Here is a 26,981-nt window from a genome sequence, read left to right as displayed (position 1 = left end):
GCCGTCGGACGAAGATTCCGTCCCACGCGTTTCCGGGAGAAGGCGGGACGTCCCACCCGAGGGGACGGTTGCGTCTCAGCCGCTGTTGCCCGGGAGACCAGCCACACTTCCCGCCAGGCGGCGGATGAGGGCCCCGTCAGGGTGGGCGGTGACCAACTGTTCGATCTCGTCTTCCAGTGCCTTGAGGCGGGCCTTGCCAGCCGCCGGCTCGTCGGCGAGTTCGCGGATGAGTTCGGCGGTGCGTCGTTCGCCCAGAGGCGCGACGCGGTCGGCCTGTGCAGAGTTCACGGCAGCGTCCGCCAGGGCCTGCGCCACGGTCTGCTTGCTGACGCCGTGCCTGCCCGGGTAGCCGGCGATGCGAGTGGTTCCGGCGCGCCGGATCTCGCTTGCGGTGACGTAGCGGCCCGGCAGGATGAGTCCGGACTTCGTCGTGGGGTCCACGGCGCGTTACAGGCGGGTTGGATGCCCGTGAGCAGATCCCGCAGACACGAGCTCCGCGCTGTGGCCCCCTGCGGACACGGTGGACTGTGCCGCTTGGGATGCGTAAGGAGGGAACGGAGCTGTTGCTGCACCCCCCACCCACCACCGACCCGCTGACCCCCCGACCCACCGCCCGCGAGGGCCCGACCAGGACACACAGTGGAAGAGCCGTCGCAGTCCGCTTCCGATTCGGCGTGCCGAACGAGATTCCGGTCGCCCCGTCGACCGCCTGCGTGGAGGCGCGCTGTTGGCGGAGTGACTGGGGGGTCGATCTCGACATCCTGGCATTCTTCGGCAGCGTGGACCACGAGCTGATGCTCAAGCCGGTCGAGCGGCATATCGACGCTGACGGGGAATGGGTCCTGCTCTACGGCAAGCGGTGGCCGGTCGCTCCGCCGTCGAGGCCGATCAGCCCGCGTCCCCCCAGGACTGCGAGCTTCACGGCGCCCCCTTCGTCGAGTGTTCCAGGGCTCCGCGGGCGTCCGGGGCACAAGCTCCGTCCCGTACGCCCTTCGTCGTAGAGCCCTTCCACACTGCGCTCGGCGCGGCTTGTCGTGGCGGGGCTCACCCCACCCGAGGCTCGCCCACGGGCGCGCCGCTGTCCTGCTCGCGCGCTGGGGCCGCGCCCGGTGCGGGCCCCTCGTCGGCCGGGGCGTCCGCCACCGACGGCACCACCTCCGGAGCGGGAATCGAGCGGACCAGCAGACTGACCGCGCACGCCATCGTGGTCACTGTCATCACCAGGTACATGACCCGGTAGTCCAGCACCCCGATCAGTGCGGCGCCCGCCGTGAGCGAAAGGGTCTGCGCCCCGTCCTTCGCTGTGTTGACCGTGGCGTTGACGCGGCCCTGCATGCGGGCCGGTGCGTACAGATGCACCGCCGCGCCCAGCACCACGGCCACGAACGGCAGGCCCGCACCGATGAGTGTCGTCCCGACGAGGAAGAGTGCCACATCGTGGGAGACGCACAGCAGCAGCCCCACCGCGACGAGTCCGTAACCGACGCAGCTGGTACCGACGTCCCCCAGCCGCCGTACCACCGTCCCGGAGATCAGACCGCCGAGCGCGGAACCGGCGCCCTGGATCGACGCCATGACCCCGACGAACGCCGCCGGGCGGCCCAGGCCGTGATCGACGGCGGCGAAGGCCGCGGTCTCCAACATGCCGATGCCGCCGAGGAAGACGACCATCGCCAACGTCAACCGGAACAGCAGCGGTGTGCCGCGCAGGTAGCGCAGGCCGGCGGTGAGGGAGGTGCCGAAGGACTCCTCGACGGGATCCGGTTCCGACTCGACCACCTGGACCGAACCGATGAGCAGCGCGGCCGCGCTCAGTGTGAGCGCCCCCAACACGGCCAGCGCGACACCGCCGAAGGCCACGTACACCCCGGCTCCGGCCACCGGGGAGGCGATGCGCACGCCTTCCCTGGTGGCGATGAGGAGCGACCTGGCCTGGACGGCGTCGGACGACGGCAGCAGGTCCTTCAGCAGCGCCTGACGGGCGGGTGTGGAGACCAGCACCCCGTAGGCGAGGGCGACCACATAGATGATCCACAACTGGCCGGATCCCCGGACGGCCAGCAGCGACAGCACGAGAACCGCCATGCCGCCGTACATCCTGACCAGCAGCGGTTTGCGATGCACGCGGTCCACGAGGTGCCCCAGCAAGGGCGCGGACAGGCCCGGCACGGTGAGTGCCAGCATGACCAGACCGGCGGCGGCGTTCGAGCCGGTGAGGTCCTTCGCCCAGATGGCGAGTGACAGAAACATGGCGCTGTCCCCGAAGCTGGAGACCGCCTCGCCGGCGAACATCCGACGGAACTGCGCATTGCGGCGAAGAAGCGCCCACACGGCTGACCTCCACTGCTGGCTGGGATACGACCGGGGAAGGCACCCGTACGACGACAGGTCCCCTCCCTGGCCCTCGGTCGGTGAGCTGTCAGTTCTCGCCCATGGCCACCCGCAGGCTCCTGGGACGCATGTCCGTCCAGACCGCGTCGATGTGGGCCAGGCACTCCTCGCGCCCGCCGCTGAAGTCCGTGCGGTGCCAGCCGGCCGGGAGCGGCCGCCCCTCGGCCCAGAGGCTGTACTGCTCCTCGTCGTTGTGGACCACGCTGTACCGGGTGCCGTTCGTCTGCTCGCTCATGAGTCTGCTGCCTTTCTGACTGACGGTTGAATCGACTGGAAGGATCTGTTCGGGCGCACGACCGGTGAGGGTGTGCTGTGCCTTGTTCAGGGTCGTCTCAGGCGCTCCTCGACGATCCGCCGAACCCCGTTGCGGTCGGTCTTCCCCGAGGCGTTGCACGGCAGTTCGTCGAAGAACAACAGGCGTCCCGGCCGCATGTGGATCGGCAGGTCCCGCCGCAGACGTTCGCGCAGCGCGGCCTCGGCGGCCCCCTGGCCGACGGGTTCGCCCTCCCCGGCCCGGTACACCACGGCGAGATGCAACTCGGCCCGCCCACGCAGCGCTTCGGTGAGCAGGGCGACTGCCTGCGAGACGCCTGGGGTGCGCTCGGCGACCGACTCGATCTCGCCCAGCTCGACCCGGTGTCCCCGGATCTTCACCTGGTCGTCGATCCGGCCGTGGAAGAAGTACTGCCCGTCGGCACCGATCCGCACCATGTCACCGGTCAGATAGGCACGGGAGCCGTCGGGGCCGGTGGTGAAGGACCGGGCGGTGAGACCGGGCTCACCGACGTAGCCGCGCGCCACGCCGACCCCGTAGAGGCAGAGTTCACCGACCTCACCCTCGGGCACGGGCTGCCGCGAACCGTCCAGCACCTGGGCGCGCAGACCGGTGATCGGTACGCCTATCGGCAGCGGGTCCCGGTAGGGGGGACGGACCTCGGTGCACAGGCCGCAGACGGTCGTCTCGGTGGGGCCGTACCCGTTCCACAAGGTACCGACGACCCCGTCCAACTCCTCGGCCAGCGCGGCGGGCAGCGCCTCCCCGGCGCTGACCAGCTGGGTGAAGGCCCGCTCACCGGCCAGGAAGGGAAGCAGTAGCCGCAGCTGACTGGGTGTGGCGTACGCGGCGCCGGGCGCCTGGGTGAGCAGCCATTTCGCGAAGAACTCCGGGTTGCGCGCACACCGCGACGGAGCGACGGCGATCGTGCCGCCGCTCGTCAGCGGCACCAGCATCTCCGGCACCGACATGTCGAAGACGATGCTGCTGTGCGCGAGCATCCGGTCGCCCGGCCCCAGCCCCATGGACTCGGAGAAGTGGTCCAGCATGGTGAGCAGGCCGGTGTGCTCGATCTCCACCCCCTTCGGGAGCCCGGTCGAGCCCGAGGTGAACAGGATGTACGCGGCAGGCTCGCGCGCGTCCGGCGGGCCGGCGGTCCCGGGCCCCTGCGCGGAGACCACGTCGGCGACGGCGGCGTGGACGATGCCGTCGGCGTACGGAAAGGGAACGGCCGCCTCGCAGCCCGCCTGTCGGACCTGGTGGCGGCGGCGCTCGGCCGGCGCGGCCGGATCGAGCGGCACCGCCACCGCGTCCAGCAGCCAGGTCGCCAGCAGAGCGACCACGTAGTCGGTGCCGTACCCGCACTCGACGGCGACCCGCGTGCCGGGGCGTACCCCGTCGGCCGACAGCCTGGCCGCCCGGGCGCGGGCGGCGGACTCCAGTTCCGCGTAGCTCAGTTCGCCGCTCTCGTCGACGATCGCCACGGCGTCCGGCCGGACCCGCGCCCAGTGCAGGAAGCGGCCCAGAGAAGGAGCGGGGCTCACAGCCCACCTCCCGTCAGTTCCTGCCGTACGAGAGTGGTGAGCCCGCGCAAGGTGGGATTCTCGAGGAATTCGACCAAATCGATCGTGACGTCCAGCTCCTCGCCGAGGAGGGCCAGCAGCCGCATGGCCTTGATGGAATGTCCGCCCGCGTTCAGGAAGTTGTCCTCCGGCCGGACGCTCCCGGTGCCGAGCACCTCCTGCCAGAGCGCGGTGACCGTGCCGTCGACCGGGTCGTCGTCCTGAGACGGATCGGCTGACTCCGCCGGAGCACAACCACCGGCCGCGGCCGACGTCGACAGGAGTGCCTCGCGGTCGGCCTTTCCATTGGCGGTGACGGGGACGCGGTCGACGACGATCACCGTCGGCAGCATGTACTGCGGCAGTTCGCTGCGCAGTCCGCCCCCGAGCACGGTGACGTCCAGGGCCGCCTGCTGTCCGTCCTCGGCGGCCTCCGGTGCCACGAAGGCGATGATCTCGATGCCGTCGTCCGTCGGACGTGCGTGCACGACGGCGTCGGCCACCCCGTTCTGCCTCCGTACCGCCGCCTCGATCTCGGCGAGTTCGACGCGATGGCCACGCACCTTCACCTGATCGTCGAGCCGCCCCACGTACTCGTACCGCTCACCGGGCAGGACCCGTACGTGGTCGCCCGTGCGGTAGAGCCGCTGCCCGGGACGCCCGGCGAACGGGTCGGGGACGAAGGCCGCGGCGGTCTGCGCCGGGGCGTCGAGGTAGCCGTGGGCGAGCCCCTCGCCGCCCACGTACAGTTCCCCGGTCCCGCCGGTACCGACCTGGTGCCCGGATGCGTCGAGGACGTACGCCGTGCTGCGCGGGAGCGGGCGGCCGAGGGGGACCACGCCCTCGGCGAGATCCTCGGCGGTCACCTCGTGGGTGGTGCTGAACGTGGTGTTCTCGGTGGGGCCGTAGCCGTTCACCACAGCGGCGGGCGGGGCGGCCGCGAACAGTCTCCCCAGCCTGCGTGCATCGTGCTTCTCGCCGCCGAAGAGCAGCACCCGAAGATCCCGGAAGGCGTCCGGTGCGAAGTCCACCATCTGGTTGAGGAGCGTCACGGTGAGGAACATGACGGAGATGCGCTCGTCGGTGAGGAAGGAACGCATCCGCTGCGGTGACAGCAGGATGTCCCGGTCTGCGACGACGAGCGTGCCGCCGCCGGCCAGCGCTCCCCAGATCTCCAGCGTCGCCGCGTCGAAGGCGGGATTGGAGACATGGGCGACCCGGTCGGCGGGGCCGAACGTCACGAAGTCCGCGTCCGGCACGAGCCGTACGACGGCACGGTGCGGCACCACCACCGCCTTGGGACGGCCCGTCGAGCCCGAGGTGCAGATCACGTAGGCGACATCGGCGCCGGTCACCGCGGCCGGGGCCACCGGGGCCCCGTCGGTGACGAGCAGCTTCTCCAACAGGTGGGCGGGCACGATCTCCGCGAGCAGTTCGGCCGTCGCGTCGTCCGTGACGACGGCCGCCGTCGCCGCGGTACGCACGATGCGCCGGGCGCGCTCGGCCGGCTGAGCGATGTCCACCGGCAGGTAGGCGGCGCCCGCGTACAGGATGCCGAGGCATGTGGTGACCGACGCGATGCCACGCTCCATGGGCACGGCCACCACCGCGCCGCGGCCGATCCCGGCTGTCCGGAGCCCTGCGGCCACAACGCTCGCCCGCCGGTCCAGCTCCCCGTACGTCAGCGTCGTCCGCCCGTGTCGCACCGCCACCGCGCCGGGGTGCTCCACGGCCCGGCGGCGCACCCTTTCGTGGATCGGTACGAACATGTCGAGCGCGTCCGTACCGTACTCCTGCAGAGGGGTGTCCGGCTGTGCGAAGGCCTCGCCGACGGCCGTCACCATGCGCCGGTGCAGGGCGGCCGCCGCCTCGTCGGTGAACAGGTCCGTGGAGTACTCCAGTTCGCAGACCGTTCCGCGACCGGTCCGCGTGACCAGCCACAGCACCTCGTACTTCGCGGTGCCCGTGCCGATCTGCTCACGCTCGGCGCTGTGACCGTCCCACCGCAGCCCGCACTGTGTGGTGTCCATGTAGGTGAGGGCGGTCTGAGCCAGCGGGGCCCGCGAACGGTCGGTGCCGGATCGTACCTCCTCGACGAGCGTCTGGAACGGCACCTGCTGGTGGGCCAGGGCACCGGTCACCACACGACGCACCAACCGCACCACGTCACGGGCCGTGGCCCCCGGCCGGACGGTGAACCGCAGCGGGAGCGTATCGATGAACATGCCGACCTCGCCCGCCTGGGCGGGACCCCGCGACGAGGCCGGCACGGCGAGCACCAGATCCCGGTCGCCCGTCACCGCGATCAGGCCGGTCACATAGGCGGCCACCCACGCCATGAACGGACTGAGCCGTTCCTGCTCGGCCGACGACAGGATCGTCGACACCTGCTCGTCCGTGAGCAGGATCCGATGGGCGGCGCCTTTGACACCGGGCCGCGCAGGACGGGCCAGATCGTGCGGCAGGGACAACGCCCCCGGGCAACCGGCGAGCATCGTCCGCCAGTGGTCCAGCGCCGCCCCGGCATCCCGGGGCCGTACGGACACGGCCTGCCGGCCGGCGGATTCCCGCTCCCACTCCGTGGCCTCTGAACCCGAGCCGTCCTCGTAGAGGTGCTGGAGCTGTGTTTCAAGGAGATCCAGCGAGACGCCGTCGCACACCAAGTGGTGCACGGTCAGGACCAGTTCAGCGCCCGCGTCGCCCCGGTCCACGACGAGTGCGCGCAACAGCGGAGGCCGACCCAGGTCGAACGGTGTGCGCACCTCGGTGTCGACGAGTTCGCGCACACTCTGGTCCGACACGCCCCGCGCGTCCACCCACCGGCAGGCCACGGAGGCCTTCTGCGCGGTCAGTGAGAGCGCGGGCTTCACGAAGCCGCGCCGCAGTGCCTCGTGCCGGGCCGCCAGCGTGTCGAGCGCGGCGCGCAGCCTGATGACGTCGAGACCGCCGGGAAAGCGGTAACGGACGGCGAGATGATAGACGGCGCTTCCCGGGTGGAGCTGTTCGGCGGTCCACAGCCGTTCCTCGGCGGCGGTCAGCTCCCTCGTCTGCGGCGCTCCCTCGTCGGGGCCTCCGCTCAACACCGCCGACAGGGCACCGAACTCCGGGTACTCGTAGAGGATGTCCAGTTCGAGCTCCTGGCCCATGAGTTCGCGCAGCGAGATCGCCACCTCCACGGAGAGGACGGAGTCGCCGCCCTCGTCGAAGAAGTTGCAGTCGTCGCGGACGTCGTCCAGGCCGAGGGCGTTGCGCCAGATCGCGGCGACGGCCTCACGGAGCTCCGCCGCGGAACGTGCCCCTGCGGGGGCGGGCCGCTCACTCATCGGTCGCACCTGCGGTCCCGGCGGCCGACGGCTGGTCGCGGGTCACCAGCCAGTCGCCGATCGCCAGCGCGTCCAGCGTCGAGCGGGCGTACGTGGCGACCGCGACGTCCGGCGTCCGCACGATCGGCTGGCCGCGCAGATTGAACGAGGTGTTGACCACCATCGGGATGCCCCGGTCGTCACCGACCCGGCGGATGAGGCGCCAGAACCTCGGCGCGCTCTCCCGGTCGACGGTCTGCACCCGGGCCGAGCCGTCGACATGTGTGATCGACGGCAGCTTGTCACGGTACTCGGGCCGCACCTGTGCCACGAACAGCATGTGACGGTACATCGGCTCCTGACCCGGCTCGATCTCGAAGTAGGTGGTCGCCTCCTCCGCCAGGACGGCCGGCGCGAACGGCCGGAACTCCTCACGCTGCTTCACGACGGTGTTCAGATGGGCACGCATGCCGGGCGATGCCGGGTCCGCGAGGATGCTCCGGTTGCCCAGCGCACGCGGGCCGAACTCCATCCGCCCCTGGAACCAGGAGACGACCTTCCCCGCGCCGATCAGCGACGACACCTCGGCCAGCAGTTCGTCTTCGGCCAGCTTCCGCACGGTGAATCCGGCGCCCAGCCCACGCAGCTGCGCCTCGATGTCCGCGTCGTCGAACTCCTCGCCCCAGTAAGGCATCGTCATCGGGGCCGGCGGCGTCGGTGCGTGCTGCTGGAACTGCCACAGAGCCGCGCCGAGGGCCGTACCGTCGTCCCCCGACGCCGGCTGCACGAACACCCGGTCGAACAGACCGCTGCGGGCGATCACTCCGTTGGCCGTGCAGTTCAGCGCGACACCACCCGCCATGCACAGATTGCGGGAGCCGCCCGCGCTGTCCGCCGTCTCGCGCAAGACATACAGGAGGCTCTCCTCCAGCTTGCGCTGGACGGTCGCCGCGACATCCATGTGCCGCTGGTCGAGCGCTGCCTCCGGGTGCCGGGCCGGACCGAACAGCTCCTCCAGCCGTCGGATGGCCCCCCGGTGCGTCTCGCGCTCCGTCGGTGACTTGTCGTGCGCCAGGACGGGGACCAGCAGCCGTCCGCCCGGAGCCCCGCGCACCAGCTCGTCAGCCACATTCGCGTACCGGCTCGCGTCCCCGTAGGGCGCCAGGCCCATCACCTTGTACTCGTCCATCCCCGGCAGGAACCCCAGGTACTGGGTGACGACGCTGTAGAGGATGCCCAGTGACGCGGATATGGAGTAGCCGCGCACACCGTGCAATGCGTCACCGCTGCCCCGCAGCACCGACGTGGACTCGGCCTCGCCCATACCGTCAGCCACCAGAACCGTCGCGTCGGGGAACCCGCTCAGGTAGTAGCTGCTGGCGGCGTGGGCGACATGGTGGCCCACCCGGACGAACTTGCGCTCCCAGTCCTGGTCCGGATAGTGCGCGCGCAACACCTCGTACTGCACGTCCTCGCTGTACACCTCGCGGTACCAGCGCCGGGCGAACTCGTCGCGCTCGAACGCGACGGACGGCTCGTACCGGAAGCCGTGCGCGACGAAGTCGACGTCGTCCAGGGTCACTCCGGCCATTCTCAGGCACGCCTCGACCGCGTCGACGGGGAAGGCCCCCGTGCCCTTCACCCCGTCGTGCCGCTCCTGCGCCGAGGCGGCGATCACGCCCTGCTCCCCGACCAGGGCCGCGGCCGCGTCGAGGCCCTGCACCACACGCTGTTCCCGCCAGTCCAGACCGGGCAGCATGTTCTTCTTGACGGACATCGATCGGTCGAGTCCGCTGACACCGAGCACCAGCACGTCGAGTTCCTTTCGAAAGGGTCCAGCCGGATTCGGATGTGTACGGCGGATCAGGACCGGCCGGACACGCCCCCGTCGGTCTGATCTGTCGGATCGTCCGGGCCGGCGAACACCTCGGCCACGTCCCCGATCCAGGGCTCCCGCATGAGCTGGTAGTGATCGCCGTCGACGTACGAGACACGCAGCGTGCCGGCGCACCGCTCCCACCCGATGATCTGGGCACGGACGGCCGCCTCCTCACTCCGGCGGGACACCACGAGGTGCACGGGGCCCGGGTAGGCGGAGGGCCGGTGTCCGGCCAGGCCGGACAGCATCCCCTGCCAGAACTCCATGAGTGACGCGGTGACGGGCCCGTTCAGCTCGGCCAGCGCCTCCGCGTCCACGCCGAGCAGCCGCAGCACGTCGTCGATGGCGTGCTCCGCCAGGAGCCGGCGCGGTCCCAGCCGTGCCACATCAATACGCAGCCGTCCCAGAGCCGCCGCGTCCGCCGCCGTGTCCGGCCCCTGTCGGGGAGCGGCGTCGATGACGACGACACGATCGGCCACGATGCCCCGGTCCGCCAGCCGTGAGGCGACCTCGTGCGCCAGCACACCGCCCGCCGACCAGCCCGCGATCACGGGCCGCCGCCCTCGGAGCAGGGGCGCCAGTTCACGGGCGTAACCCGACGCCAGCGAGGCGAAGTCCGCCGTGTCCCCGCCGCCCATCAGGTCCCCCTGGACCCCGAGGACCTCGAAGGACCCCGAGATCCGGGCCGTCAGATCCCGGTAACAGAAGAGCGTGCCGCCGAGCGGATGCACCAGCACCAGCGGCTGGAGCCCGGGAGAGCCGCCGAGGCCGATGACGCTGCGCGGGCCGCCGCTTCGGCCCCTGCCCTCACGCTCGTGCCGCGCGTCGTCGAGGTACGCCGCCTGACCCGCCAGTGTGGGAGTGCTGTACAGCTGCGGCAGGGGAACCGTGGTGCCGAACGCGGCGCCCAGCTCACCCGCGAGCCGTACGGCCAGCAGACTGTGACCGCCGATCGAGAAGAAGTCGTCCTGTCGGTCGGCACGAAGGCCGAGGAGCTTGTGCCACACCTCGGCGACGCGCCGCTCCGTCCGGGAGAACGCCGACTCCGTCGCGCCACGACCCGGTTCGCCCGGACCCCCGCTTCCTTCGGACGTCCCGATTCCTTCGGACGTCCCGCTTCCTTCGGGACCCCAGCCGGGGCCGGCGATCAGCAGGGCGCCACGGTCCAGCTTTCCGGCCGGGGTGAGCGGCAACGCGTCGACCACGACGAAGTGCACCGGAACCGCTGCCGACGACAGCCGAGAGGCGGCATGCCGTCTCAGTTCCCGCTGGTCCGGGGCACCGCCCTGGGCCGGTACGACGTTCGCCAGCAGCCCCTCGTGGTCCGGATGGCGGCCGACGATCGCGCCGGCCACGCCCGGATGGGCGCGCAGCACCGCCTCGACCTCCTCCGGCTCGACGCGCTCGCCGAGTACCTTCAGCTGGTGATCCATCCGCCCGAGGAACTCAAGATCGCCGGAGTCGGTGAGACGGCCGACATCACCCGTGCGGTAGAGACGACTGCCCGCCGAGCCCCAGGGGTCCGGCACGAATCGCTCGGCCGTGGCCCCGGGCCGGCCGAGATAGCCCCGGCCCACCCCGGCGCCGCCGACGCAGATCTCACCCGCGGTGCCGGGCGGCACTTCACGCCCTGCGGCGTCCAGGAGATGGATCCGGGTGTTGGCGCAGGGCCGGCCGATGACGGGTCCGCCGTCGCCTGTCACCCGTGAGACGGTCGCCTCGACCGTCGCCTCCGCAGGCCCGTAACTGTTGAACACCTGCACCCCGGGCCGTACGCCCAGCGCCGCCCACAGGTCGGGCGGGCACGCCTCGCCTCCGAAAACGAGCAGCCGAGGCGGCCACGGAGCATCCAACAGTCCTTGCTCTGCCAGGAGTTGAAGCTGGACGGTGGTCGTGTCGATGACGTCCACAGCCCGCTCACGGTCATGGGCGAGGGCGACGAGATGTCCGGGGTCACGCCGCTGCTCCTCGTTCAGCACGCACAGTGTGTGACCGTCGAGCACCAGGAGAACCTGCGCCAGCAGGAAGTCGGAGATGTACGCCGACGTGCCGGTCACCACCCGCAGCGGCCTCTCGGTCCCCAACGAACGGGTACGCGCCAGCGGTGTTCCCACCGCGTAGGCGGCAAGGCTGCCGTGCTCGATCATGACGCCCTTGGGACCGCCGGTGGTGCCGGATGTGAACATCACATAGGCCAGGTCGCGGGTGCTCACGGACGGCAGCGCGGAACTGTCCGGGCCCTCCCCGGACCGCGAACCGGTCTCCCTCTGCCCTGCCTGGTGCGTGACGGACGACAGATCGAACAGCGGGTGACCGCTCGGGGCGGCCTTCGGGTCGTCGGTGATCAGCACAACGGGCCGGGCCTGATCGAGCATCGAGCGCAGGCGGTGTTCCGGCAGGCCGGGATCGAGCGGGACGAACGCGGCCCCCGCCTTCCACACCGCCCAGAAGGTGGTCAGCGCCGCCGATCCGGGCCGCAGGAAGATTCCGACGAGATCGCCGTGACGCACCCCGTCCCGGCGCAGCCGCCGGGCGAGGCGGTCACTGTCCGCGTCCAGCCGGGCCAGGCTGATCCGTGTCCCGCCGTCCTCGATCGCGAGCGCGTCCGGGGTACGGGCGGCCTGCCGCCGCAGCAGCTCGTGCACCGGAACCCTGCCGGCCGCCCGGGCGTCCGTCGTGTAGTTCAGCATGTCGAGCAGTGCCTGCTCGGCCTTGCTCAACAACGGAGTCCCGTACGCGTCTGCTCCGATGTCCGCCGCCACCGCCTCGAGCGCCCGCAGGTGGTAGTCGCGCAGCCGGGTGACCTGGTCGGCCGACAGCTCCGCGGTGTCGTACTCCAGCTCCATCCACATCCCGCCGAGTACCGATTCCCGGCTGAGCGTGACGCTGAACGGGAAGCTCGTGGGAGCCACGCCAGGGACGTCGCTGCCCGGTCCCTCCTTGGCCAGCGCACCTGCCTCGGCGAGCGCACCGAACTGCGGGAAGCTGTTGTAGGTGAAGTTGACCTCGAAGAGCGGTGCACCACCCAGCTCACGCCGGAGTGCGGCCATCGGATACCTGCGGTGCGGCATCATCTCGCGCTCGGCGTCGAACACGGCCCGCGCCAGATCGGCCCAACTGCCTTCTCGCAGACGGAGCCTGAACGGCACGGTGTTGAGGAAGAGCCCCCGCACTTCGGCCCCGTCGGTCTCCTCCAGCCGCCCGTGGGCCGTCAGCCCGGTGATGACATCCGGGCTCCCCGTCGCCAGGCCCAACGCACGCAGATGGGCGGCCAGCAGCACTGCCTTGAGCGGAACACCGGCCTGCGCGGCACTGTGCTCCACTGCGGCGAGGAGCTGCGGGGGCAGGTGCGTGGTGACGCTGCGGTAGCCCGGCTCGTCGGACAACGCGGCCGAATCGGACGGGAGGCGGGTGTCGGGGCGGTCGGTGAGGAGGTTGTGCCAGTAGGTGGTGTGTGCGGGGTTGGTGAGTGCTGCCTGTTCTGCTGCGATGTAGTCGCGGTAGGTGGAGCGGAGGGGTGGGAGTGTGGGGGTGTGGCCGTCGAGGAGGGTGTGGTAGGTGTCGATGATTTCGGCGAGGGTGGAGGCGAGGCTCCAGCCGTCGAGGATGGCGTGGTGGTCGGTGACGGTCCACTGGAAGGCGTTGTCGGAGAGCACATGGACGGTCATCCGGAACAACGGCGCCGCACCGATGTCGAACACCTTCGCCCGCTCGGTACGGACGCACTCCTGTAGAGCCGTGCGCTGCGCGTCATCCCCGAGTCCCCGCAGATCCAGCACCGTCAGTTGCACATCGGCGTCGGTGTGCACCAGTTGGAGCGGCTTGCTGTACCCGGTCAGCGCCAATGACGTACGCAGAACGGGATGCCGCTTCACCACCAGCGCGAGAGCCCGCCGGAAGACCGGAGCGTCGAACGGACCGGCGACCGGAAGGTTCTCGACGTTCAGATAGGGGTTGCGGTCGGGGTCGCGTTGCATTTCGTAGACCATGCCGATCTGGAGTTCGGCCATGGGGTAGGCGTCGTCGAGGTGGTGGGGGAGGTGGTTGCGGTCGTGGGGTGTGAGGAGGGAGAAGGGTTGGGTGGTGGGTGGTGTGGTGGTGGGTTGTGTTGTGGTTGTGGTGGTGGCGAGGTCGGCGAGTGTGGGGTGGTGGAAGAGGTCTTGGAGGTGGAAGGTGAGTCCGTTGTCGCGGGCTCGGCCGAGTATCTGGATGCTGCGGATGGAGTCGCCGCCGAGGTCGAAGAAGTTGTCGTGGCGGCCGATGCGGTCGACACCGAGAACGTTGCTCCAGATCCCTGCGAGCAGTTCTTCGGTCCCGGGTAGCGGAGCGGTGAACTCTGCTGTCAGTTCAGGGCGTTCGGTGGTGGGGGCGGGCAACGCGCGGTGGTTGAGCTTGCCCTGCGAGGTGAGCGGGAGGGCGTCGAGGAGGACGAAGCTCTTCGGGATCATGTAGTCGGGGAGGTGGTCGGTGAGGGCGTCGCGGAGTTCGCTGGTGGTGGGTCTGTCGGTGCCCGGTTCCGGCACGAGGTAGGCGACCAGATCCGTACGGTCCTCAAGGTCGTCCCGGACGACCACGACGGCCTGCCGGATCTCGGGCCGCCGGCCCAGTCGTGCCTCGATCTCGCCGAGTTCGATGCGGTAGCCGCGGATCTTGACCTGGGCGTCGGCCCGGCCGAGATACTCCAGGTCGCCGGAGGGTGTCCAGCGGGCGAGGTCGCCACTGCGGTAGAGGCGGGCACCGGGGGTCGGTGTCAGATGATTCGGTACGAATCGCTGTGCGGTGAGTGCGGGTTGCCCCGTGTAGCCACGTGCCAGGCCTGCGCCGCCGATGTGGAGTTCGCCGGTGACGCCGATCGGGGTGGGGTTTCCGTATGGGTCGAGGATATGGAGTCGGAGGTCGGGGAGGGCGGTTCCGATCGTGGTGGTGGTGTTGTTGTTGAGTTGGTTTTCGTGGATTTCGTTGGTGGTGACGTGGACGGTGGTTTCGGTGATGCCGTACATGTTGATGAGGCGGGGTGTGGTGGAGCCGTGGTGGTTTGTCCAGCGGCGGACGGAGGGGGTGTCGAGTGTTTCGCCGCCGAAGATGATGGCGCGTAGGGCGAGGTCGCGGTGGTGGGTGTGGTCGGTCGCTTCGAATTGGCGGAAGGCTGATGGTGTTTGGCTGAGGAGGGTGATGGCCTGGTCGTGGACGAGGGTGTAGAAGGCGTCTGCGTCGCGGCTGGTGAGGTAGGGGACGACGACGAGGCGTCCGCCGGTGGTGAGGGCGCCCCACATTTCCCAGACGGAGAAGTCGAAGGCGTAGCTGTGGAAGAGGGTCCAGGTGTCGTCGGGGCCGAAGGGGAGGCGTTGTTGGATGGCGTTGAAGAGCCGGGTGACGTTGGCGTGGGTGACGGTGGTGCCTTTGGGGCGTCCGGTGGATCCGGAGGTGAAGATGATGTAGCAGGCGTGGTTGGGGTCGAGGTGCTGGGGGAGGTGGGCGAGGGTGTGGTCGGGGTCCGGTGTGGTGGTGGTGGCGGCTTGGATGGTGTCGATGTTGAGGGTGTGCCAGGGGCCGTGGGGGATGGTGGTGTGGGTGGGTTGGTGGGTCAGGACGAGGGTGGCGTTGGTTTCGGTGAGCATGTGGTGCATGCGGTCGGTGGGGAAGGCGGTGTCGAGGGGGACGTAGACGCCGTGGGCCATGAGGACGGCGAGGGTGGTGATGACGGTGTCGGGGGATCGTTCGACGCAGACGCCGACGCAGACCTCGGGTCCTACGCCCTGTTCGACCAGGAGTGCGGCGATCCGGGCGGCGCGGGTGACGAGTTCGGTGTAGGTGAGGGTGGTGTCGTCGCAGACGACGGCTACGGCGTCGGGGGTTTCCAGTGCCCGGCGTATGACCAGTTCGTGGATCGCGTCGACCGGGAGTTGTTCGCCGTCACCCGCCCATGACTCCACCAGCTCCCGCTCGGTGTCTCCGAGCAGGACGACGTCCCCGAACGCGGTGTCTGGTTCGGAGACCATCGACTCCAGCACCCGCACGTAGTAGTTCCGCATCAACGCCACCTGGACGGACGACAGTTCGCCGCTGTCGTACTCCATCTCCAGGCTCAGCCCCTGGTGCCCGGGCTCTTGGCTGACGGCCACCAGCAGCGGGAAGTGGGTCCGTCCCCCTCCGGTCGCACGGGCGCGATCGTCGTCCGTGTCCGCCCCACCGGCGAGTGTGTCGATCTGACGGAAATGGTTGTAGACGAAGCCGGTCTCGAAGAGCGGTTCCCCGCCCAGTTCGCGTTGGATCGCGGACATCGGATATCTGCGGTGGGGCAGCATGTCCTGCTCGGCCTCGAACACCGCGCGTACGAGGTCCAGCCAACTGCCCTCCGGTAGCTCCAGCCGGAACGGCAGAGTGTTGAGGAAGAGCCCCCGCACCTCGGTTCCGTCGGTCTCCTCCAGCCGACCGTTGGACGACAGCCCCGTGACGACGTCCCGGCTGCCGGTGGCGAGGCTCATGACCCGCAGATGCGCTGCGAGCAGCACGGATTTCAGCGGCACCCCACAACGCCGGGCGAACCGGTCGAGACCATCACCCAGACCGACCGGCAGGGGCGTGACCAACTCCCCGTGCCGGCGCTCCGCGTCGTTGTGGTGCACCTCGCCCGCGCTGCACAGCCCCGCGAGCCCGTCGGGAAGAGCAGTGGTGTGGCGGGGGAGGCGGGTGTCGGGGCGGTCGGTGAGGAGGTTGTGCCAGTAGGTGGTGTGTGCGGGGTTGGTGAGTGCGTTTTGTTCTGCTGCGATGTAGTCGCGGTAGGTGGAGCGGAGGGGTGGGAGTGTGGGGGTGTCGCCGTCGAGGAGGGTGTGGTAGGTGTCGATGACTTCGGCGAGGGTGGAGGCGAGGCTCCAGCCGTCGAGGATGGCGTGGTGGTCGGTGACGGTCCACTGGAAGGCGTCGTCGGACAGCACATGGACCGTCATCCGGAACAATGGCGCCACCGCTACAGAGAAGCCCTCGTCCTGTTCGCTACGGACGCACTCCGCCACCGCCGCCCGTTGCGCACCGCCGTCCTGACCCCGCAGATCGACGACGGTCAGCGGCGACTCGGCCCGCTCGTGCACGAGCTGCACCGGCTCGCTGTATCCGCTCAGGTCGAACGAGGTACGCAGGACATCGTGGCGGCCCACCGTCAGCTCGACGGCCCGCCGGAAGGCGTCCTCCTCGAACCGTTCGCCGAGCCGCACCGTACTGACGTTGTGGTACGGGTTGCGGTCCGGGTCGATCTCCATCTCGTAGACCATGCCGACCTGGAGGGCCGCCATCGGATAGGCGTCCACCAGCCCCTCCGGCAGCGCCTGCCGGTCCTTCGCCGACAACAGGGCGAACGGCTCCGTCGTCGGCGCGGGGAGCAGGTCCGCCGCCACCGAAGTCACATCGGTGCCCAGCGCGGCGAGCGTCGGGGACCGGAACAGCACAGGCAGCGTGAGCAGCAGACCCTCCTCCCGGGCCCGTCCGATCACCTGAATGCTGCGGATCGAGTCGCCGCCCAGGTCGAAGAAGTTGTCGTGCCGGCCGATCCTGTCCAACCCGAGGACCTGACGCCAGATGACCGCCAGCCGTTCCTCCACCCCGGGCAGCGGCGCCACGTACTGGGACGACAGCTCCGGGCGGTCCCCGGACGGTGCGGGGAGCCTGCCGCGGTCCACCTTGCCCTGGGCCGTCAGCGGGAACGCGTCGAGGAACACGAATGCCTTCGGCAGCATGTACTCCGGCAGCTTCTCCCGCAGCACCGAACGCAGCTCGGACACAGGGGGTGCCGGGGCGTCGCACACCACGTACGCCACCAGATCGGCCCGTCCCGACGCGTCCCGCGGCGCTGTCACGACACACTGGCGAACGCGCGGGTGAGCGCCGATTGCCGCGTTCACCTCGCCGGGCTCCACCCGGTAGCCGCGAATCTTGACCATGTGGTCGACCCGGCCGAGGAACTCCACCTGCCCCTCGGCCGACCAGCGCCCCCGGTCACCCGTGCGGTACAGCCGAGCACCCGGCACGGAGGGATGCGGCAGGAAGTGCTCGGCGGTCAGCGCGGGTCTGCCGAGGTAGCCGCGTGCGAGGCACGGCCCGGCCACGTACAGCTCACCCGGGCTGCCCACGGGCACGGGATGGCCGGCCTCGTCCAGCACCCGGACCTCGGTATTGGCCAGCGGTGTGCCGAGCGGCAGCGGGCCGGCCGGGAGCGAGTCCGCGGTGAAGATGCCGCAGACGGAGAACGTGGTGGTCTCCGTCGGACCCCAGCAGTTGACCAGCTCGAGTTCAGGGCAACGGGCGAGGATCCGGCCGGCGTGCGGTGCGGAAACCGTCTCACTGCCGGTGAGCAGTCGGCGCAGTCCGTCGAACGTCTGCGGCTGCTCATCCACGAGCAGGGTGAACAGCGAGGCAGTGGCGTGGAGGACCGTCACGCCGTGATCCGTCACCCAGCCCGCCACATCGGCCGGGGCGTACCGTCCCGGCGGAGCGAGCACGAGCCGGGCCCCCGCCGCCAGCGGCGCCCATATCTCGAAGGTGGAGACATCGAAGGCGACCGTCGCGATCTGGAGAACGGTGTCGTCCTCCCGCAGCTCCATCGCGCGACCGCCGTGCAGAAGCTCGGTCACGTTGCGGTGCCGGGTCACCACACCCTTCGGCCGCCCGGTGGAACCGGAGGTGAAGATGGCGTAGCAGGCGTTGTCCGGTCCGGCGCCGGCCTCCGGGACCCGGTCGCACCGTGTCTCCTCGGGCAGAACGACGGTGTCCAAGTCGACGGTCTCCCACGGCCCTCGCGGAACCAGATCCCCAGCGCTCGCCCCGGCCAGGACCACCCGCACGTCCGCCTCCCGAAGCATGTGCGCGAGCCGGGCCGCGGGGAAGGAGACATCCAGCGGTACGTAGGCCCCACCGGCCTTGAGCACGGCCAGCAGCCCGACGACCAGTTCGGGCGAACGGTCCAGGCCCACCCCGACGAACACCTCGGGGCCGACGCCCAGCCGGCGCAGATGACGGGCCAGCCGGTCGGCACGCGCATCGAGCTCGCCATACGTCAGGGACCGCTCCCCGGCGACCACGGCGACGCGGTGGGGCTGCGCCACCGCCCGCGCCTCGACCAGCTCGTGGACGGGCGTGGTCGGGACAGCGGCGGCGTTGTCGTTCCAGCGTTCCAGCAGGGCCTGCTCGGCCTCGCCGAGCAGGACGGCCGGTCGGTGGGCGGCGTCCGGATTCTCGGCGATCGCCCGCAGAGCCCGCAGGTGGTAGTCGCGGATCAGGCGCATCTGCTCCGCGGGAAACTCTCTGGCGTCGTACTCCAGCTCCATCCGCATGCCGGCGAGGCCCGGTTCGCGGCTCATGGCCACATGCAGCGGGAAGCTGGTCCGGGCGACACCGGCGGCCGTCTCGTCGTGCGGCCCGGAGACCGAGGCCCGGCCCCCCTCGGCCAGTTCGTCCACGTGGCGGAAGTGGTTGTAGACGAAGCCGGTCTCGAACAGGGGGTCGCCGCCCATCGCACGTTGCAGCGCCGGCATGGGGTATCTGCGGTGCGGCAGCATCTCGCGCTCGGCCTCGAACACGGCGCGCGCCAGATCCGCCCAGCTGCCGTCGGGCAGCCGCAGTCGGAAAGGCAGCGAATTGAGGAACAGCCCACGGACCTCGGTGCCGTCGGTCTCCTCCAGCCGCCCGTTGGACGACAACCCGGTGACGGCATCCGCGCTGCCCGTGACCAGGCTCAGAACTCGCATGTGGGCGGCGAGGACGACGGCCTTGAACGGCACGCCGATCCGGGTGGCGCTGTCCTCCAGCGCCGACAGGAGCTCCGACGGCACCACGGTGACCAGGGCCCCGTACCCACCGGTGCTGTCGTGCTCATGCACCTCGCCGTCGAGCCGCTCACCGATGAGCAGGGGCGCGCCGTTGCCGCTGTGGCGGGGGAGGCGGGTGTCGGGGCGGTCGGTGAGGCGGTTGTGCCAGTAGGTGGTGTGTGAGGGATTGGTGAGTGCTGCCTGTTCTGCTGCGATGTAGTCGCGGTAGGTGGAGCGGAGGGGTGGGAGTGTGGGGGTGTCGCCGTCGAGGAGGGTGTGGTAGGTGTCGATGACTTCGGCGAGGGTGGAGGCGAGGCTCCAGCCGTCGAGGATGGCGTGGTGGTCGGTGACGGTCCACTGGAAGGCGTCGTCGGACAGCACATGGACGGTCATCCGGCACAATGGCGCCACCGCCGGATCGAACCCCGTCGTCCGCTCCCGACGGACGTAATCGGCCAGCTCACGCCGCTGCCTGGCCTTGCTCAGCCCGCGGAGATCCACCAGGCCGAGAGGCATCTCGACTTCCGCATGCACCAATTGCATCGGCACGGACAGACCACTGAGGTCGAAAGAGGTACGCAGCACAGGATGCCGCTCCACCACCATGGACACTGCCGCACGGAAGGCTTCCTGCTCGAACCGGCCCGGAAGATGCAGAGACGTCACATTCAGATAGGGGTTGCGGTCGGGGTCGCGTTGCATTTCGTAGACCATGCCGATCTGGAGTTCGGCCATGGGGTAGGCGTCGTCGAGGTGGTGGGGGAGGTGGTTGCGGTCGTGGGGTGTGAGGAGGGAGAAGGGTTGGGTGGTGGGTGGTGTGGTGGTGGGTTGTGTTGTGGTTGTGGTGGTGGCGAGGTCGGCGAGTGTGGGGTGGTGGAAGAGGTCTTGGAGGTGGAAGGTGAGTCCGTTGTCGCGGGCTCGGCCGAGTATCTGGATGCTGCGGATGGAGTCGCCGCCGAGGTCGAAGAAGTTGTCGTGGCGGCCGATGCGGTCGATGCCGAGGATGTCGGACCAGATGGTGGCGAGGGCTTCTTCGATTCCGGGTAGGGGTGGGGTGAACTCTGTTTCAAGAGTGGGGCGTTCGGTGGTGGGGGCGGGCAACGCGCGGTGGTTGAGCTTGCCCTGCGAGGTGAGCGGGAGGGCGTCGAGGAGGACGAAGCTCTTCGGGATCATGTAGTCGGGGAGGTGGTCGGTGAGGGCGTCGCGGAGTTCGCTGGTGGTGGGCCGGCCGGTGCCCGGTTCCGGCACGAGATAGGCGACCAGATCCGTACGCCCGTTCGCCTCCTGATACGGAAGGACGACGGCCTCGCGCAGACCGGCCAGCCGGGTCAACTGATCCTCAATCTCGCCGAGTTCGATGCGGTAGCCGCGGATCTTGACCTGGGTGTCGGCCCGGCCGAGGTATTCGAGGTCGCCGGAGGGTGTCCGGCGGGCGAGGTCGCCGCTGCGGTAGAGGCGGGCTCCGGGTGTCTGTCCCAGGTGATCGGGGACGAATCGCTCAGCGGTGAGGGCCGGCTGCGCCTCGTACCCGCGGGCGAGTCCCGCTCCTGATACGTGCAGTTCGCCGGTGACGCCGATCGGGGTGGGGTTCCCGTAGGGGTCGAGGATATGGAGTCGGAGGTCGGGGAGGGCGGTTCCGATTCTGGTGGTGTTGTTGTTGAGTTGGTGTTCGTCGATGTCGTTGGTGGTGACGTGGACGGTGGTTTCGGTGATGCCGTACATGTTGATGAGGCGGGGTGTGGTGGAGCCGTGGCGGTTGGTCCAGCGGCGGACGGAGGGGGTGTCGAGTGTTTCGCCGCCGAAGACGATGGCGCGTAGGGCGAGGTCGCGGTGGTGGGTGTGGTCGGTTGCTTCGAATTGGCGGAAGGCTGATGGTGTTTGGCTGAGCATCGTGACTGAGCGGTCGCGTACGAGTGTGTAGAACGCTTCCGAGTCCCGGCTGGTCAGATACGGCACCACGACGAGGCGTCCGCCGGTGGTGAGGGCTCCCCACATTTCCCAGACGGAGAAGTCGAAGGCGTAGCTGTGGAAGAGGGTCCAGGTGTCGTCGGGGCCGAAGGGGAGGCGTTGTTGGATGGCGTTGAAGAGGCGGGTGACGTTGGCGTGGGTGACGGTGGTGCCTTTGGGGCGTCCGGTGGATCCTGAGGTGAAGATGATGTAGCAGGCGTGGTTGGGGTCGAGGTGTTGGGGGAGGTGGGCGAGGGTGTGGGTGAGGGTGTGGCTGAGGTTCGGTGCGTCTTCTGGGGTGGGGAGGGTGTCGATGTTGAGGGTGTGCCAGGGGCCGTGGGGGATGGTGGTGTGGGTGGGTTGGTGGGTCAGGACGAGGGTGGCGTTGACTTCGGTGAGCATGTGGTGCATGCGGTCGGTGGGGAAGGCGGTGTCGAGGGGGACGTAGACGCCGTGGGCCATGAGGACGGCGAGGGTGGTGATCACGGTGTCGGGGGATCGTTCGACGCAGATCCCGACGCAGACCTCGGGTCCTACGCCCTGTTCGACCAGGAGTGCGGCGATCCGGGCGGCGCGGGTGACGAGTTCGGTGTAGGTGAGGGTGGTGTCGTCGCAGACGACGGCTACGGCGTCGGGGGTTTCCAGTGCCCGGCGTATGACCAGTTCGTGGATCGCGTCGACCGGGAGTTGTTCGCCGTCACCCGCCCATGACTCCACCAGCTCCCGCTCGGTGTCTCCGAGCAGGACGACGTCCCCGAACGCGGTGTCCGGTTCGGAGACCATCGACTCCAGCACCCGCACGTAGTAGTCCCGCATCAACGCCACCTGGTCCTCGACCAGAACACCGAGGTGGTAGTCGAGACTCAGGAGCAGCCGTGTGGAATACGGATTGCGGATCACGCCGACACTCAGCGGGAAGTTGGTCGGCTCGGCACGCAGCGTGCTGAAGCTGTCGATCTTCCCGTCCACGATCGTCAGACGACCTTCACCGAACTCGTCGGTGAGCACGTGGAAGTGGTTGTACACGAAGCTGGTCTCGAACAGGGCCTCGCCACCCATACGGCGCTGCAGCGCCCCCAGCGGGTATCTGCGATGGGGCAGCATGTCCTGCTCGGCCTCGAACACGGCGCGTACGAGGTCCAGCCAACTGCCCTCCGGCAGCTCCAGCCGGAACGGAAGAGTGTTGAGGAAGAGCCCCCGCACCTCGGTCGCCCCGGCCTCCTCCAGCCGACCGTTGGACGACAGCCCGGCCAGTACGTCCGTGCTGCCAGTGACAAGACTCATGACCCGCAGATGCGCTGCCAGCATCACGGACTTCAGCGGCACCCCACAACGCTTGGCCAGCGCAAGCAGTTCGTCGCACAGCTCCGCCGGTAGCAGTGTCTCGATCGATCCGTGCTTCTCCGCCGTGTGCAGCGCTCGCCACTCGTTCTCGCGCTCGGGCGTGGCCAGCGCGGCGTCGTGCTGGTCCGGCCAGCGTGGGAGCCGGCCCGTGGGCCGGTCCGCGAGCCGCTCCAGCCAGAACGCCTCGCTCTCCTTCGAGCGCAGCACCTCCCGTTCCGCCGCGATGAAATCGCGGTACGCGGACTCGGGCGGGTCGAGGGCGGCGACCGTGCCCGCACCGGTCGCGAGCCGGTGGTAGAGGCCAGTGATCTCGGCGAGCGTGGAGTGAAGGCTCCAGCCGTCGAAAATGGCGTGGTGCTCGGTCACCGTCCACTGGAACGCGTCGTCGGAGAGCCAGTGGACGCCGAACCGCAGCAACGGCGGCCGGGAGTGGTCGAACACGTGGGAGCGTTCGAAGGTCACGTATGCGGCGATCGCCGTCTGTTGCGCCTCGTCGTCGAGTGCGCGCAGATCGGACACCACGCACGGCATCTCCGCCGTGGCGTGCACCAGCTGGAGCGGCTCGCTGTAGCCGCTCAGCTCCAGGGACGTACGGAGTATCGGATGGCGTTCCACGACGAGGCGGAGCGCCTCCTTGAAGCTGCGCTCGTCGAACCGTCCGTTGATGCGCATGCTGTCCACGTTGTGGTACGGCAGCCGTTCACGGTCCAGCTCCATCTCGTAGATCATGCCGACCTGGAGTTCCGCCATCGGATAGGCGTCCACGAGGCCCTGGGGCAGCCGCGCCCTGTCCTCGGCGTTCACCATGGAGAACGGCTCATGGTCGCGCTGCGGAGGGTCGGAGACCGCGTGGGCCGAGGCGGCCTCGGCCAGCCCCGCCAGGATGGGTGTGCGGAAGAGGTCCTGCAGCTCGAAGCCCACCCCCTGGGCACGAGCCAGTCCCAGTACCTGGATGCTGCGGATGGAGTCGCCGCCGAGGTCGAAGAAGTTGTCGTGGCGGCCGACCCGGTCGACGCCCAGAACGCTGCTCCAGATCCCCGCGAGCACCTCCTCCTTTCCGGGCAGCGGAGCGATGAACTCGGCTGTCAGATCGGGGCGTTCGGTCGCCGGAGCGGGCAAAGCCCGGTGGTTGAGCTTGCCCTGCGGGGTGAGCGGGAGGGAGTCGAGGAAGACGAAGTTCCTCGGGATCATGTAGTCGGGGAGGTCGTCGGCGAGGGCGTCGCGGAGTGCGCTGGTGGTGGGCCGGTCGGCTTCCGGCTCCGGTACGAGATAGGCGACGAGGTCCGTGTGGCCGCCGAGATCGTCCCGGACGACCACGACGGCCTGCCGGACCTCGGGCCGCCGGCCCAGTCGTGCTTCGATCTCGGGCAGTTCGATACGGTAGCCGCGCACTTTCACCTGGGCGTCGGCCCGGCCGAGGTATTCCAGGTCGCCGGAGGCTGTCCAGCGGGCGAGGTCCCCGCTGCGGTATAGCCGGGCGCCCGGCGTACGGCCGAGATGATCCGGCACGAAACGCTGTGCGGTGAGCGCCGGTTGGCCCGTGTAGCAACGTGTCACGCCGGGCCCGCCGACGTGGAGCTCCCCGATGACACCGATCGGACTCGGATCACCCGACGGATCCAGGACGTAAAGACGGAGGTCGGGCAACGCCCTGCCGATCCGGCTGAACGTACCGTCGAGCTGGTCCTCGTCCACCTCGGTGTACGTCACGTGCACGGTGGTCTCGGTGATGCCGTACAGGTTGATGAGAAGCGGCGAGGCGTAACCGTGACGGGCGCCCCAGCGGCGCACCGACGCCCGGTTCAGCGCCTCGCCCGCGAACAGCACTGCCCGCAGTCCCAGTTCCCCGCCTTCCACTGCGTCGACCGTCTCGAACTGGCGGAAGGCAGAAGGGGTTTGGCTGAGCATTGTGACTGAGCGGTCGCGTACGAGTGCGTAGAACGCTTCCGAGTCCCGGCTGGTCAGATACGGCACCACGACCAGGCGCCCGCCGGTGGTGAGGGCACCCCACATCTCCATGACCGACACGTCGAAGGCGTAGCTGTGGAAGAGGGTCCAGGTGTCGTCGGGGCCGAAGGGGAGGCGTTGTTGGATGGCGTTGAAGAGGCGGGTGACGTTGGTGTGGGTGACGGTGGTGCCTTTGGGGCGTCCGGTGGATCCCGAGGTGAAGATGATGTAGCAGGCGTGGTTGGGGTCGAGGTGTTGGGGGAGGTGGGCGAGGGTGTGGCTGAGGTTCGGTGCGTCTTCTGGGGTGGGGAGGGTGTCGATGTTGAGGGTGTGCCAGGGGCCGTGGGGGATGGCGTGGTGGGTGGGTTGGTGGGTCAGGACGAGGGTGGCGTTGACTTCGGTGAGCATGTGGTGCATGCGGTCGGTGGGGAAGGCGGTGTCGAGGGGGACGTAGACGCCGTGGGCCATGAGGACGGCGAGGGTGGTGATCACGGTGTCGAGGGATCGTTCGACGCAGATCCCGACGCAGACCTCGGGTCCTACGCCCTGTTCGACCAGGAGTGCGGCGATCCGGGCGGCGCGGGTGACGAGTTCGGCGTAGGTGAGGGTGGTGTCGTCGCAGACGACGGCTACGGCGTCCGGGGTTTCCAGCGCCCGGCGTATGACCAGTTCGTGGATCGCATCGACCGGGAGCTCTCCGCCGTCACCCGCCCATGACTCCACCAACTGGCGCTCGGCGAGCCCCATGAGCGGAAGTTGGCTCACCGGGAGATCGGGTGTGGCGAGGATCTGACCGAGCAGGAACTGCCAATGGTCCACCAGTGTACGGATGGTGTCGGCGTCGAACAGGTCCGTCGCGTACTCGACCTGGAGATGGAGCCCGCCCGGCCGCCGGTACACCGACCAGGTGATATCGAACTTCGCGGTCCCCGTGGCCACCATCGAACGCTCGACGCTCAGCCCCTCACCGAAGGGCTCCAGCGGCTCCTCCTCGTGGAAGGCGAAAAGCGTCTGCACAATCGGGTTGTGACTCAGTGACCGTTCGGGGTGCAACTGCTTCACGGCGAGATCGAACGGGGCCCTGCTGCGGGAGAGCGCGCTCAGCAGCGACGCGCGGGAGCGCGCCACGAGCTCCCGGAAGCAGGGGTCGTCCCCCAGGTTCACCCGGAGAACGAGCGTGTCGACGAAGAAGCCGACCAGATCGTTGAGCTTGGCGTTGTCCCGGCCCGCCACCGGCGAACCGACGACGACATCGCTGCTCGCCGAGTGGCGCGCGGCGAGCACCTGGAAGGCGGCGAGCATCACCGTGTACAGACTGACGTTCTCCTCGGCGGCGAACGTCTCCAGCGCCGCCGAGGACACCCCGGTGAGCGGGAAGTCCGTCGTCTCACCCCGATAACTCATCTCAGCCGGTCGGGGGCGGTCCGTGCCGAGGTCCAGCACGGCCGGGGCATCGGCCAACGTGTCCGTCCAGGCCGCCAGGGCCTTCTCCGTACGAGGGCCGCGCAGCGTCTCGCGCTGCCACAATGCGTAGTCGGCGTACTGGACCGGCAGTGGTTCGACCGACCCGCCATCGGCACGATATGCCTCGTTCAGTCGGCGCTGGAACACATCGAGCGACCAGCCGTCGCAGGCGATGTGGTGGAAGGTCAGCTGCAACCAGTGCTCGTCCTCGGACAGCCGGTACAGCGACGCACGCAGCATCGGATCCCGGGCCAGGTCGAATGGCCTGCGGGCATCCGCCTCGACGGCCTCGCGAGCGCTGCGGACGCGGTCGGTGGGCGCGAGGCCGGTGAGGTCGACGAGCGGACAGTCCGTCTCACGGGTGTCCAGCAATCGCTGGCGCGGCTCCCCGTCCCCGTCCGCCTCGAAGACGGTGTACAGGGCGTCCTGACCGGCCGCGGCTGTAGTGACGGCGGCCGTCAGGCGGGCGGCGTCCAAGGGGCCGGTGAAGCGAAGAACGACCGGAATGTTGTAGACGGCGTTGTCCCCGAGCCAGCGGTCGAGGAACCAGAGCCGCTGCTGGCCGAAAGAGAGCGGACCGCGCTCATCCGGCCTGGCGCGGAGCCGGCCGGCCGAGGACGGTTTTGTTCCGCCTCCAGTACGCGCGTCGTCTCCCGCGTTCTCGTCGGTCGTGGGGATGCCGTCCATGATGACGCCCTTCTCACCGGTCCACTAAAGGTCCAATAAAAACGAAACGCGGCCGCGGTTTCTTGAAGAGCACACAGAGCAGTGCGTACGCGCATCGCCGAAGAGAACCTGTGAACGCTGCAAAGAACTGCGGAATTAATTGCATGGGACATGGAGGAGCGCTGTCACATTAGAGAGGCGCATCAGGGCCGGTCAACCCTCGTGATTAGCGCCTGACCTGTACCTTTTAGCGATCGGGAGGGTTTTGGATCACATCCTTAGCGTAAATTTAGGGAAGCAATAGAGCCGAATAAGCGCACGCTCGCCTTGTATATGAGCGAAAGATTGAATCGCTTCCGGGGCGCCTCGTCCCCCCCGGAGCCCGTCGAGGTTCACGGGAAGTTGTGC

The 26,981-nt window shown here is 69.3% G+C and carries 7 protein-coding genes; all 7 read right to left on the bottom strand.

The features are described 5' to 3' along the window. Positions 1–75: 75 nt before the first annotated feature. The 7 genes from ACZ68L_RS16780 to ACZ68L_RS16750 all read right to left on the bottom strand — a co-directional run bounded on the left by ACZ68L_RS16780 (position 76) and on the right by ACZ68L_RS16750 (position 26,594). Positions 76–441 carry a hypothetical protein gene (locus ACZ68L_RS16780; protein WP_469577566.1) on the bottom strand — a complete coding sequence of 122 codons (366 nt, stop codon included), beginning with the start codon at positions 439–441 and terminating at the stop codon, positions 76–78. 603 nt (positions 442–1,044) lie between these two features. Next, positions 1,045–2,331 carry an MFS transporter gene (locus tag ACZ68L_RS16775; RefSeq protein ID WP_469577565.1) on the bottom strand — a complete coding sequence of 429 codons (1,287 nt, stop codon included), beginning with the start codon at positions 2,329–2,331 and terminating at the stop codon, positions 1,045–1,047. 88 nt (positions 2,332–2,419) lie between these two features. Continuing rightward, entirely contained in the window at positions 2,420–2,626 is a 207-nt protein-coding gene (locus ACZ68L_RS16770) for an MbtH family protein (protein ID WP_469577564.1), read from the bottom strand. A gap of 86 nt (positions 2,627–2,712) precedes the next feature. Beyond that, complete coding sequence (locus tag ACZ68L_RS16765) at positions 2,713–4,209, bottom strand: amino acid adenylation domain-containing protein (RefSeq protein WP_469577563.1); 1,497 nt, start codon at positions 4,207–4,209, stop codon at positions 2,713–2,715. Continuing rightward, the gene (locus tag ACZ68L_RS16760; protein WP_469577562.1) at positions 4,206–7,550 is read right to left on the bottom strand and encodes a non-ribosomal peptide synthetase; all 3,345 of its coding nucleotides are present in this window, start codon (positions 7,548–7,550) and stop codon (positions 4,206–4,208) included. The genes ACZ68L_RS16765 and ACZ68L_RS16760 overlap by 4 nt, the downstream gene beginning before the upstream one ends. Then, positions 7,543–9,342, bottom strand: coding sequence for a carbamoyltransferase family protein (locus tag ACZ68L_RS16755; RefSeq protein ID WP_469577560.1), 1,800 nt, complete (start codon positions 9,340–9,342; stop codon positions 7,543–7,545). The genes ACZ68L_RS16760 and ACZ68L_RS16755 overlap by 8 nt, the downstream gene beginning before the upstream one ends. A 50-nt stretch (positions 9,343–9,392) precedes the next feature. Continuing rightward, positions 9,393–26,594 (bottom strand): non-ribosomal peptide synthetase, encoded by a 17,202-nt coding sequence (locus ACZ68L_RS16750; RefSeq protein WP_469577559.1) that lies wholly within the window; start codon positions 26,592–26,594, stop codon positions 9,393–9,395. Positions 26,595–26,981 lie beyond the last annotated feature (387 nt).

It is taken from the genome of Streptomyces sp. NPDC104309 (assembly GCF_055584025.1).
This window is presented reverse-complemented; position numbering and strand designations above follow the sequence as displayed.

Coding starts and splice junctions, on each gene's coding strand:
- ACZ68L_RS16770 (WP_469577564.1), bottom strand. CDS start 2,626: ATGAGCGAGCAGACGAACGGCACCCGGTACAGCGTGGTCCACAACGAC.
- ACZ68L_RS16760 (WP_469577562.1), bottom strand. CDS start 7,550: ATGAGTGAGCGGCCCGCCCCCGCAGGGGCACGTTCCGCGGCGGAGCTC.
- ACZ68L_RS16750 (WP_469577559.1), bottom strand. CDS start 26,594: ATGGACGGCATCCCCACGACCGACGAGAACGCGGGAGACGACGCGCGT.